Origin of the sequence: Allopontixanthobacter sp. (genome assembly GCF_034376665.1) — a bacterium.
Classification (GTDB): Bacteria; Pseudomonadota; Alphaproteobacteria; order Sphingomonadales; family Sphingomonadaceae; genus Allopontixanthobacter.
In genome coordinates this window covers 19,470-30,333 of record NZ_JAXMJI010000004.1, presented here as the reverse complement: position 1 = coordinate 30,333, position 10,864 = coordinate 19,470, and the positions used below count along the sequence as shown (strand labels likewise).

Sequence of the window (10,864 nt, the reverse complement as noted above, 5' to 3'; positions counted from 1 at the left end):
CGTGAGAGCACATCTGTTGACCCACAAAGCCGTCTGATGCTGGCGATTCCGGCAAACTGAGCGTGCGCATCAAGGATACCTTCGATGTGCTCCGTTGTTTTTTCCGGTGTCGTCAAATTATAGTCGAGATGTATCGCTTGTGCATCATGAGGGAGTTCCAAACCAACGCGTTCGGTTGGATCATAAGTTCTCGTAAGATTTTCAATTGCGCTAATTTTTAAAAATACTTTATTACCTCGTGAAACAGAATAAAAAATATCCAGGACCTGCGCTTGAATATCACGTCCGAGGAGATGAAGATCATCCAAATAAACAAAAAGCTCATCTTCGATCGATAACTTCCCGATTTCACGTCGCAATTTCGGAGTGAGTTTTTTAAACTCAGACGCTTTAGGTTCGCAATTCTCAATCAGTTTTTGAATCGCCGCGAGACGAACATTTTGGCCGAACTTTGCTTCGATCTCAGCTATGAGGTCGATAAGGATGTCAGCAATCACGTCAGGATCGATTCGTCCTGAGTAAGTCTGAAAGTCCAACCAAACTGAAGGAAGCTTTTTTCTTTCTCTAAGAGTCATGCTGTAGAGGAGCAGCATGGATTTGCCTGCACCCCGCCGCCCAAACACAATATGATTTGCCTTCGAGACGATTTGCGCTTCGGCACCAGAAACTGTTGGCGTGTAACGAGAAAACAACTCAGCACCAAAACTATACCTATTTACGGTCTGGCTTTCGGAAAGAAGTTTAAGCAGCAGGCGAACTTCTGGTCCTTCAACAATCCTGTCCCTCGCTGTCGGCTTGAGCGTTGCGATCATAGAGTCATCTAGATCACCAACGACGCTCCTTGTAGCTGAGTTGAGAATCTCAAATAGTCGCTCCGTCGGACAGCTCAAAAATATGACGATTGCTTCGCCGCCTGACGTCTCTTTGAACTCGTGATCAAGCCCGGCTAGTCCGGACTTTTCTTCGAACTGCCTCTTGATCTCCAGGAGCATGGTGTTGCCGATGGTCATAAATTGCTCCTCAAGGTCAATCCGCGTGCATTGAGATACACCACAGCCTCTCGCAGAAAGGCACCCGTCATTTGCTCGGCTTCTGTCTGTGAAATAAATAAGTCGCGGGCTTTTGCCTCATGATTATAATCACATGTGTTTCGATCTTCTCTCAACTCCTTTAGGCGCGCCTTGTAAGTTTGCTGACTTGGAAAATCGTCAGGCAGATCTCCAATCTTCTGATGGTCTGATGAATCTGTTGAGTGTACTCCATTCACCAAATATCGTATCGATTTTGAGCTATTATACGCACCGTAGTAAAATCTCGAAATTCTTTGTCGCCAGTGTACGGCATTGAGCTTTCTCCCAAAACGGAAGTGAGAGAGCCCGAGATTAAACATGCCTTGAGCATGTAGCTTTTGTTGTACATGGATCAGTTCTATTTGATCAGGGTCAATTAACCCATGCAAAATTCCGGCAATTTTCTTAGGGTTGCCGATTCCCAGAAAGTCTTTGTGCAACTGACTGCCTGCCTTTTAAATTTTTTGTAATTTCATTACGCGACTAACAGCGAGAAAGCGTGTCTTAGGTTAGTGAACTCAACCCAATTGAAGCTGGCGAAAATATTCGGTCTTCTCAAGTTATATCTGGCGTGACGTTAAAACTTTGAGCATCCTGGCGACAATATGCGCAATTCTATAGGTTTGCGAACAGCGCGATGAACTCTGATTGTCAACCCGGCTCTGACCGGTGCCGTTTTCCTACATCGCATCGCCGTGATAGCGCAGGCGCCATGATTTACAGGACCTCCGACACCGGGACGACCGGACGCGCTTCTGGCCTTGCGGCCTCGGCGCGCGGTGCGTCTGCGCGCCGTGCGTTCACCGCAAGCGTCAAATCACCGGTTGGCGCGGGCTTGCAGTATTTTATTTTCCCCAGAAGCCCAAAGCTGTCACCCGGCCCCTCGCACACCCTCGGCACAGAACCGGTTCCGGCCCCGGACAGCAAATGTTGGAAGTGTCACCTTTGTCACCATGGCCGCGATGGAGGGCAAGCGCCAGGGAGCCGCCCTCGGCCTAGTTTGCCCTTGCCGGGGAAAGGGCGTAGCTACCACGCGGGGTCGCTTCTGGAAGGAGCGTAGTGATGCTGGGCAAATACACTTTTCTGCAGGTCGCATTGTTCGTGTTCGGGCTGATATTCTGCCTGATCTATCCGCTGGCGGTGGTGTGGCCGTCGGGCTGGGCGTGGCACGAAGGGGTGCCGCATTCCTCGCAATATTACATGATGATCGTGGGCATCTATTTCACGCTGGGCGTGTTCCTGATCCGCGCGGCGGCCAATCCGGCGGCGCACGGTTCGCTGATCCAGTTCACCATCTGGTCCAGCATCGTCCATGCGGCGATCATGGCCGTCCAGTCGTTCAGCGATCCGATGCACATGGGCCACCTGCTGGGCGACGTGCCCGCGTTGCTGCTGGTGGCGGCAGTGCTCGGCGTGCTGACGCGGGGGGCACCGGGCAAGGTCGCGGCGGCGAGGGGGTAGCAAAGGCGGCGGCCCTAAAAAGGTCACGCGATAGGGGGAGACCCTGCTGACAATCGCGAGGCCAGTCCGGCAAGCTGGGTTGCCGGACCGGCCTCGACGCATTATCCGGACGGCGAAATGGACCGCGATTATGGCTGATCTCTACCTCAAGAACCTCGAATCGGAACGCAAGAGCCTGTGGGCGACCTGCCGCCTCAAGGGGCTGGCGAGAGACACGCCGGAGCGGCAGCGAATCGCGCAAATCGATGCGCTGATCGCCGAGCACAAGGCCAGGAAGCCGGGCTGACATGATGGTGATCCGACCCTCGCTCGCCGCCGGCATCGCTCTGGCATTGCTCTCGGCGTGCCAGAACGGGGCGGAGCAGGCTGCTGCTCCAAGGTTTGATGGCATCGCCGCGGACGAGGTGATCCGCTTCACCGGGACCGAACCGTTCTGGGGAGGGCGGGTCGAGGGTGCCATGCTGACCTACTCAACACCCGAGAACATCGATGGAGAGACTTTCACGGTCAAACGTTTCGCCGGGAATCACGGTCTTGGCCTCTCCGGCACGCTAGGCACCGCCGCGTTCGACATGACAGTGACACCGGGGAAGTGCAGCGACGGCATGTCCGACCGGGTCTATCCGTTCACCGTCACGCTGAGCATCGACGGCGAAGTTCGCGAAGGCTGCGGCTGGACCGACCGGCAGCCTTTCAGCGGCTCCGAGAGCCCGTGACGCTTGCGCAGGCCGGGACCAGTCGATCTGCCGCAGCATGACGCCGCCCCGTCGCCGCATCGAAATTCAGGGGGAACAATCCGGGTAGTGCATCCGTTCTGCCACCGAACACGTATCTGGTTATGCGATACGTGAATGTGATCGCACATCCTGCAAAATTTACACGAGGCTATTCTCCATGAGAAACATCCCCTTGATGCTCGCTTCTGCTGCAGCTTTGTCGCTTGCGGCCTGCGGGCAGGAGCCTGCGGAAACCGATACGATGCCTGATCAGACGGCGATGGCCGACGACATGACCGCAACCGAAACCGGTACGATCGTCGATGTTGCATCGGGAAATCCCGACTTCGCCACGCTCGTGACCGCGGTGAATGCAGCGGATCTTGGCGCAACCCTGTCGGGACCGGGGCCGTTCACCGTATTCGCGCCCAACGACGCGGCCTTTGCCAAGCTTCCGGCCGGCACGCTCGACGATCTGACAAAGCCTGAAAACAAGCAGGCGCTCGCGGACATCCTCACCTATCACGTGGTGTCGGGCGATGTGAGCGCAGAGGCGCTGACGAAGATGATTTCGGACAATGGCGGAACCGCCGGACTGACGACCGTCAACGGAGCGACACTGACGGCCAAGGTTGACGGTACCAATGTGATCCTGACCGATGCCGCCGGTAACACTTCGACAGTAACCGCAACCGATGTGGACGCCTCCAACGGTGTGATCCACGTGATCGATACGGTCGTAATGCCGAGCTGATCGCCAGTTTGACGAATAGGATAAATCGGGGCTGCCTTCGGGCGGCCCCTTTTTACATGCTAGCGCTTGCGGACGAATTCGGCGCGGAGCACCAGGCCTTTTATTCCGGGGTATTTGCAGTCGATTTCCTGCGCATCGCCGGTGAGCCGGATCGATTTGATTACGGTCCCCTGTTTCAGGGTCTGGCCGGCGCCTTTGACGGTCAGATCCTTGATCAGCGTCACCTGATCGCCGTCCGCCAGAATATTTCCGACCGCGTCGCGCACGGTCAGGTCCGAACCGTCCAGCGCTCCTGTTGCAGCCGCGAGTTCGCTGGCGGGCATCCATTCGCCGCTCGCCTCGTCATAGACGTATTCTTCATCGCCACTAGCCGAGTTCGTCATGATCAGTCCGCCTGTTCGGGAAATGTAAAACCAGCCGCCGCAGCTTCGGCGATGACTTCCTTGGCGGTCTGCATGGGCGTATCCTGCGCAAAATCATAGAAGGACGGCTTTTCGTCCACGAAAATCTGCTTCGTCATGCGCACGGCCTCGCCGAAGTCGAACAGCCCGGCGCAGAAACTGTAATGATCCGCGGGAACGAACCGGTAGTACAGATTGCTGCCGCAGACCCGGCAGAATGCGCGCTCTGCCCATTCGGACGAACGATGGACCGAGACATTGTCCTGGCCGGTAATGACGAAGGATGCCGCGCTTACGCCCATGAACGGCGCGCCGCCCCATTGCCGGCACATGCTGCAGTGGCACACCTCCACCTGCGGCCGGACATCAGCCAGGTCTATACCGACCGCGCCGCACAGGCAGCGACCGGCAGCGGAGGGGATTGCCGTTTCCTGATCATCCATTGTCCATTCCTTCTGCAGCGCGAACGTCGGAAGAACCCAGCATACGCCCGGCGGTCAGATGGTTCAAATCCCCGATTGCTTTTAGAATTATGTTTTTCCAACCTTATGTGCTATGCCCTTCGGGCTGACGTCGAAAACACGACGGACTTCGACGATACCGGTCATCTGGAAACATTTGGCCAACAGCGACGACTTCCTCTTTCGAAACGACCTAAAGCACTTCCGCGTTGCAATACTGCGCGCGGGAACACTCCGTTTCTCGAAGGGAAACAACTATGCCTACCGGAACAGTCAAGTTCTTCAATACCGACAAGGGCTTCGGCTTTATCCAGCCAGAAGACGGCGGCGATGACGCCTTCGTCCATATTACTGCTGTGCACGCTGCAGGAATGCAGACGCTCGATAAAGAACAACGCGTAAATTACGAGCTGGAAACCGGCCGTAACGGAAAGACCTCCGCGGTCAATCTGACGAACGCCTGATCGGATTCAGTCGGAACCGGGGGCGGTGGCATAGCGCTGCTGCCCCCGGTTTCACATCGACTAATCCAAACCTCCAATTTCCCGGGAAGTACCGAATGAGCCAGTCCTTCGAATTTTACCAGGAACGCGCCGAAGCTGCCGCCAAGGAAGCCCAGGCTGCCACACTTGCGAATGTCCGCGAACGTGCGCTCCGGTCCGAATCCGCCTGGCGCGAGATGGCTGACCGTGCCCGCGAAACCGATCGCGAACGCAAGATCGCCGACAAGGCCCGTGCCGAACGGCGCGAAGCCGAAGCACTGGCTGCCCAGCAGCGCGCCACCGCCGCGGCTGCGATTGAAGCGACCGAACCTGCAGAATAATTCAGGCAGGAGCTATTGCTCCGGCCCATGCTCCGCTTCACTTCGGGTGATCCCGGCCATGCGCAATTCCTTGCCCATCCGACCGGTCAGCCACAGCCACCACATCCTGAAATCCGCTGCGAGCGACCATAGCGGATAGGTAAAGGTAGCCGGACGGTTTTTCTCGACCGTGAAATGCGCGAGCCACGCGAAGAAATACCCTGCCAATGGCATCGCCGCAAACCACCCGTATTGCGCCGTAACCAGCGCATAGATCGCCACCACAACAACCAGTGTGGTGCCGATATAATGCAACGCCCGCGTCTGCGGCTTGCTGTGTTCCCGCAGATAGAATGGCCAGAATTCGGCAAAGCTGGTGAATTGGCGGTGCGTCATCGCCTGATTCTACGCCAAAGCGGCCGAATTTAAAACAATCCCGGTACTTCACGCTGCGCAGGCGTTGGACTGTCTGGCTGGAGCAGGATCCGCGCCGGAGCGACGGCCTGCGCACCTTGTACGCCGGTGGTCCCGGCTATCGGTGTGCAGCTACGCCCTGCGAGGAAATCCAGTGCGACGGCTATGGATGCCTCTGCCGGATCGCCCAATTGCACGCTGATATCGTCATTTGCGCGGCAGGTGTTCGGCACCACAGAGGCCAATCCGGTAAAATATTCGCCTTGTCGGTTGGCATTTTCCGTCTTGAAGGTAACCGCGCGTAACCGGTCATCGCAGGCAGTCAGGTCGAAGCCGAACTGGCCGACGGGTTTACCGAAGGTATTCGCCCCCACCAGCGCCATATTGTTGTTGAGATAGGGAATGAAGGCATTGGTCACCAACTCGCTGGCCGAAGCTGTCCCCCCGCGCCCGATGAAGGCAATCTTGGTTGCAGCGATCGCCTCGGGCTGGGCACCGAACAGGTCGGTTTCGTTCTCGGACGCCTTGGATGCGCGCAGCGTTGTAAAGCTGAACACCTGCCCGACATTGGCAGCGCCAAGCAGGTCGCCCATCAGTTCGGCGGTGCTGACCAGTCCGCCGCCGTTGTAGCGGAAATCGACGATCACCTCGGTCACGCCCTGCGTGCGGAACGAGTTGAAGGCAGCGCGCAAATCCGGGTCGGCGGTGCTGATGAAGGTCCGCAGGTTGAGATAGCCGACCAGTTTGCCCCCGTCGTTGATCACCTTGGCGCCGTAGCGGTTGGACACCGGATCGAGTTCAAATTCTGCTTTTGTGACGCTCACCTGGCGCGTCGTTCCGTTCGTCTCGCGGATGCTGAACACCCGGGTAAGGCCGACAGTAGAAGGCCCCAGCGCATTGATCACGGCCTGCGGGCCGCCCGATGCCATCAGGGAGGATATGGTCTGGAGAGTTGCGGCGCTGGTACCGACCGACAGCAGTTCGACTCCGCGGTCGAACCCCGCGGGCAGGCCGGGAGCGCCTTCGAACGCTTCGATCACGAACACCCGGTTGGCCGAGGTATCATACCCCAGGCGGATTCCGAACCCGGCGCTGGACCCGGATTCGAAGAATGCGTTTTCCTCCGCAATCGAGGTGATGAAGGTGAAGAACCGGTCCTTGGAACTGGCCCGCGCCGGTGCGACCAAAGCATCGATGTAGCTCTGGACGTCGCTGAAACTGGCCGGGTTCACGCTGGTGTCGAGTTCGTCCGGGAACAGATACCATTCATTCAGCACATTGCGAACGAACTGCTGCCGGTTGGCGAGCGAGCACGCCGAAGTTGTGGGGGTGGGGGTCGGCGTGCCGCCGCCGCCGATCGGACCCGGGCTGGAGGAACCGCCTCCGCCGCAGGCGCTCAGCGCCGCTACCAGCCCGATGGTGAATGAAGTGCGACCCATGCGCATAGTCCGTCTGCTCCCGCCAATCTACGCCTCGGCCGACAATCTGCGGCCCGTTTTGCTGTCTTGCCGATGTCTCGTGAACGAGTCGTGAGCAAGTCCGAACCCCCATTTTTCAGCTTTACGGATAGAAAGATATGGAAATTCGGCCTAATTTTGTCTCGGTCCAGTGGAAAACCCTGAATTTTGCGCCTTGAACACTCGCCGCTCGCCGCCAATCGTCCTAGAGCAGTCCGCCAAGGGAGAATGTCTTCGATGCCTCAATCCGTTCCTGCCTGGCTTGCATCCTCGCTGAAGAATGTCCGTGACGGGCATGGCAAGCTGACGGTTGCAGCGATGGCGGGCGAGCGGGAACTGGGGCGCGGGGGCTTTGCGCTCACCAGCCCGGCCTTCGCCGATGGCGGGGAGTTGGACCCCAGCTTTACCGCGCAGGAAGAAGACGCGGTTGCCCCGCCGCTGGAATGGAACGCCCCTCCGCCAGGAACCCAGGAACTGGTGCTGATCGTCGAGGATCCGGATGCTCCGGGCGATGTTCCGGCCTGCCACTGGCTGGTGTGGGGTCTTCCGGGCCAGAAGGGCAAGCTGCTGGAAGGCGAAGTGCCGCCGCGCGTGGGCAAGAACGCCATGAAAAATTCGGAATGGCTGCTGCCCGATCCGCCGGAAGGGGAGGCAGCCCATGACTACGTGTTTCAGCTCTACGCTCTCGATCTCCCGCTGACCCTGATGCCAGGGGCAACGCGGAACGAGCTGGTGGCGGCCATGAACGGCCATGTCATCGGTGCTGCCGTGCTTACCGGGACCTACGCCCGGCATGAGGAAGAAGACGAAGCGTGGGATGAGGAGGATATCTGATACGCCGGCATGGTGAGTTGCCGGATACAGATCGAATACGCCAACATGAAAGGAACATAAAATGGCTGGCAAGAACAACGCACTACAGAAACCCGTAACTCTCTCGGGTGACCTTGAAAACGTGATCGGCAAGGGCCCGATGACCCGCGCTCAGGTGACGTCCAAGATCTGGGAGTACATCAAGGCTCACAATCTGCAGGACAGCAAGGACAAGCGCCAGATCAATCCCGATGCCAAGCTGGCGCCGGTCATCGGCAAGGACCAGATTTCGATGTTCAAGATGACGGCTGCGGTGTCGAAGCACCTCACCTGATTTTTACGGGCGCGGCGTTAATCGCTGCGCCCTTAGACCTTGCGCGAGCGGAACGGCCAGTCGGTTGCTCCGCTCGCCCACAGGGATAGCCAGATGATCAGGGGCTGCGCGATCATCCGGGGTATATGATAGGCGAGACCCGCTCCGCCATCGCCGCGCGCCATATCCATCGCAAAATGGTTGATGTTGGCCGGCCACACGCACAGTGCGTAGAGCGCCAGCCCAATCCCCGCCGCCCGCCGCAGTGTCTTCGACCACGGCTGGACCAGCCCCGCCGCGCCGAGCAGTTCGGCAATCCCGGTACCCAGCACCACCGCTTCCGGCCACGGCACCCACAAGGGGGTAATCGTCAGGAACGGAGGCGGGTTTGCCAGATGGAAATATCCAGCGACGCCGTAGAACACCGCCAGCAGCACAATGGCGGCAGTCCGGATCATGCCTCGGAGACTTCCACGCCCTTCCAGAACGCGACGCGGCCCTTGATGTGGGCCGCCTTTTCCTTCGGATCGGGGTAGTACCACGCGGCGTCCTTGTTCAGATCACCGCCCGCCGAGACCGAGTAATAACTGGCCGTGCCCTTCCACGGACAGACGGACGTTGTGGCGCTTTCTACCAGCACGCCGTCCTCCACTGCATCAAGCGGGAAGTAATGATTGCCTTCGACCACTACAGTATCGTCCGACCGGGCGATGACCTGCCCGTTCCATTTTGCCTGCATCATCGTACAATTCCTTTAAAACATGCCCCGTCCAGCAGTGCTTATACATGGGAGAAGCGTTTGCGACAGCGCGCACCGCCGTCAGCATGCAAATCGGTCCATGGGTTTGTGCGCAAAATCATCCTTGCTCGTCGCTGGCATTCCTTGAAAAATCGTGCATCATCCTGGCGTCACTTCAGGGAACCATCATCGCCATGAAATATTGCGCCGTCTTGCTGCCGCTTGCTCTTGTCGCCCTGCACACCGGGCCTGCCGCAGGGCAGACACCGGAGGAAGTTGCGGCGGCTGCGCTGGAGGCTGCGCCGGTGTGGGACGGGCATAACGATGTCCCGATCCAGCTGCGGGGGCGGTGGCGCAATGTCATCGGGGATTTCGATTTCGAGGATACCACCGACACCGGCCCCGAACATTCCGAAGGGCGCACGATGCATACCGATCTCGCGCGCCTGAAGGAGGGCAAGGTCGGGGCGCAGTTCTGGTCTGTCTATGTCTCCGCCGATCTCGAAGAGCCCGAGGCGGTGCAAGCGACCATCGAGCAGATCGACGTGACCCACCGGCTGATCCGGCGCTATCCGGATGATCTTGCGCTGGCGCTGACCGCGGACGAGGTCGAAGCGGCGATGGCGCAGGGCAAGATTGCCAGCCTGATCGGGATGGAGGGCGGCCATTCGATCGGATCGAGCCTGGCGGTGCTGCGCCAGATGTACGCCATCGGTGCGCGCTATATGACGCTGACCCACTCGAAGAATACCCCTTGGGCGGATAGCGCCACGGACGCGCCCGCGCATGACGGCCTGACCGATTTCGGCAGGGATGTGGTGCGGGAAATGAACCGTTTGGGAATGCTGGTCGATCTCAGCCATGTGAGCGAGGCCACCATGCATGATGCGCTGGATACGGTCACGGCACCGGTGATCTTCAGCCATTCCGGTGCGCGGGCTGTCAACGGTCACGCACGCAATGTGCCCGACAGCGTGCTGCGGCGGATGCCGGGCAACGGCGGTATCGTGATGGTGGTGGGCCTGCCCGGCTTTCTCAGCGAAGACGCTCGGCAATGGTTCGGGGAACGCCAGGCGCAGCAGGCCCGGCTGACCGCGTTGTGGCAGGGCCAGCCCGAAGCGGTTACCAGCGCGATGGCCGCATGGGACGAAGCGAACCCGGTGCCGCTGGCGACGATTGCCGACATGGCGAACCATATCGATCATGTGCGGCGGCTGGCCGGGATCGACCACATCGGGATTGGCGGCGATTACGACGGGATGCCCACCGGTCCGGTCGGAATGGAGGACGTCAGCGGCTATCCCGCCTTATTCGCCGAACTTGCCCGGCGCGGATATTCTCAGGCGGATCTGGAAAAGATTTCGTTTCGGAACATGATGCGGGTGATGCGCAGCGCAGAGGCCTATGCGGCGAGCGTCACCGACATGGCACCGATCGAAACGCCGGTGCCGGAATAGAAGAGT

Annotated in this window: 17 protein-coding genes; 9 read left to right on the top strand and 8 right to left on the bottom strand. The window is 58.8% G+C overall.

From position 1 onward, the window contains the following. Nucleotides 1–1,010 (bottom strand): hypothetical protein (locus U0988_RS00650; protein ID WP_322290725.1); only part of this gene is annotated, 1,010 nt, incomplete at its 3' end. After that, nucleotides 1,007–1,510, bottom strand: coding sequence for a hypothetical protein (locus U0988_RS00645; protein WP_322290724.1), 504 nt, complete (start codon nucleotides 1,508–1,510; stop codon nucleotides 1,007–1,009). The genes U0988_RS00650 and U0988_RS00645, both read right to left, overlap by 4 nt. Before the next feature lie 622 nt (nucleotides 1,511–2,132). Here U0988_RS00645 and U0988_RS00640 point away from each other — a divergent pair. The 4 genes from U0988_RS00640 (at nucleotide 2,133) to U0988_RS00625 (ending at nucleotide 4,001) form a co-directional block, all read left to right on the top strand. After that, complete coding sequence (locus U0988_RS00640; RefSeq protein WP_322290723.1) at nucleotides 2,133–2,531, top strand: DUF6632 domain-containing protein; 399 nt, start codon at nucleotides 2,133–2,135, stop codon at nucleotides 2,529–2,531. A 130-nt stretch (nucleotides 2,532–2,661) separates the two neighbouring features. Then, nucleotides 2,662–2,817 (top strand): hypothetical protein, encoded by a 156-nt coding sequence (locus tag U0988_RS00635; protein ID WP_322290722.1) that lies wholly within the window; start codon nucleotides 2,662–2,664, stop codon nucleotides 2,815–2,817. Between the two features lies 1 nt (nucleotide 2,818). Then, on the top strand, nucleotides 2,819–3,247 hold the full coding sequence (locus tag U0988_RS00630; RefSeq protein WP_322290721.1) for a hypothetical protein: 429 nt from the start codon (nucleotides 2,819–2,821) through the stop codon (nucleotides 3,245–3,247). Nucleotides 3,248–3,425: 178 nt separating this feature from the next. Further along, on the top strand, nucleotides 3,426–4,001 hold the full coding sequence (locus tag U0988_RS00625) for a fasciclin domain-containing protein (RefSeq protein WP_322290720.1): 576 nt from the start codon (nucleotides 3,426–3,428) through the stop codon (nucleotides 3,999–4,001). 59 nt (nucleotides 4,002–4,060) lie between these two features. Here the strand turns inward: U0988_RS00625 and U0988_RS00620 are convergent, their stop codons facing one another. Together U0988_RS00620 and U0988_RS00615 are read right to left on the bottom strand one after the other, a co-directional pair. Continuing rightward, complete coding sequence (locus U0988_RS00620; protein ID WP_322290719.1) at nucleotides 4,061–4,384, bottom strand: alkylphosphonate utilization protein; 324 nt, start codon at nucleotides 4,382–4,384, stop codon at nucleotides 4,061–4,063. 2 nt (nucleotides 4,385–4,386) lie between these two features. Beyond that, nucleotides 4,387–4,845 (bottom strand): GFA family protein, encoded by a 459-nt coding sequence (locus U0988_RS00615; RefSeq protein WP_322290718.1) that lies wholly within the window; start codon nucleotides 4,843–4,845, stop codon nucleotides 4,387–4,389. Between the two features lie 275 nt (nucleotides 4,846–5,120). Here U0988_RS00615 and U0988_RS00610 point away from each other — a divergent pair, with 275 nt between their 5' ends. Both U0988_RS00610 and U0988_RS00605 read left to right on the top strand, forming a co-directional pair. Next, entirely contained in the window at nucleotides 5,121–5,327 is a 207-nt protein-coding gene (locus tag U0988_RS00610; RefSeq protein ID WP_160601458.1) for a cold-shock protein, read from the top strand. A gap of 95 nt (nucleotides 5,328–5,422) precedes the next feature. Next, nucleotides 5,423–5,686 (top strand): hypothetical protein, encoded by a 264-nt coding sequence (locus U0988_RS00605; RefSeq protein WP_322290717.1) that lies wholly within the window; start codon nucleotides 5,423–5,425, stop codon nucleotides 5,684–5,686. A gap of 12 nt (nucleotides 5,687–5,698) precedes the next feature. On the opposite strand, the gene U0988_RS00600 is transcribed toward U0988_RS00605, so the two are convergent. Continuing rightward, nucleotides 5,699–6,061 (bottom strand): DUF962 domain-containing protein, encoded by a 363-nt coding sequence (locus tag U0988_RS00600; RefSeq protein WP_322290716.1) that lies wholly within the window; start codon nucleotides 6,059–6,061, stop codon nucleotides 5,699–5,701. Between the two features lie 29 nt (nucleotides 6,062–6,090). Beyond that, complete coding sequence (locus tag U0988_RS00595) at nucleotides 6,091–7,518, bottom strand: S41 family peptidase (RefSeq protein WP_322290715.1); 1,428 nt, start codon at nucleotides 7,516–7,518, stop codon at nucleotides 6,091–6,093. A gap of 255 nt (nucleotides 7,519–7,773) precedes the next feature. Between U0988_RS00595 and U0988_RS00590 the strand changes: the two genes are divergently transcribed. Continuing rightward, nucleotides 7,774–8,370 (top strand): YbhB/YbcL family Raf kinase inhibitor-like protein, encoded by a 597-nt coding sequence (locus U0988_RS00590; RefSeq protein ID WP_322290714.1) that lies wholly within the window; start codon nucleotides 7,774–7,776, stop codon nucleotides 8,368–8,370. 61 nt (nucleotides 8,371–8,431) lie between these two features. Beyond that, on the top strand, nucleotides 8,432–8,683 hold the full coding sequence (locus U0988_RS00585) for an SWIB/MDM2 domain-containing protein (protein ID WP_322290713.1): 252 nt from the start codon (nucleotides 8,432–8,434) through the stop codon (nucleotides 8,681–8,683). 32 nt (nucleotides 8,684–8,715) lie between these two features. Here the strand turns inward: U0988_RS00585 and U0988_RS00580 are convergent, their stop codons facing one another. Continuing rightward, nucleotides 8,716–9,120: a DoxX family protein gene (locus U0988_RS00580; RefSeq protein ID WP_322290712.1), complete on the bottom strand. Its 405-nt coding sequence runs from the start codon at nucleotides 9,118–9,120 to the stop codon at nucleotides 8,716–8,718. Next, on the bottom strand, nucleotides 9,117–9,404 hold the full coding sequence (locus tag U0988_RS00575; protein ID WP_322290711.1) for a DUF427 domain-containing protein: 288 nt from the start codon (nucleotides 9,402–9,404) through the stop codon (nucleotides 9,117–9,119). The genes U0988_RS00580 and U0988_RS00575 overlap by 4 nt, the downstream gene beginning before the upstream one ends. Before the next feature lie 191 nt (nucleotides 9,405–9,595). Here U0988_RS00575 and U0988_RS00570 point away from each other — a divergent pair, with 191 nt between their 5' ends. Beyond that, complete coding sequence (locus tag U0988_RS00570; RefSeq protein ID WP_322290710.1) at nucleotides 9,596–10,858, top strand: dipeptidase; 1,263 nt, start codon at nucleotides 9,596–9,598, stop codon at nucleotides 10,856–10,858. Nucleotides 10,859–10,864: the final 6 nt, after the last annotated feature.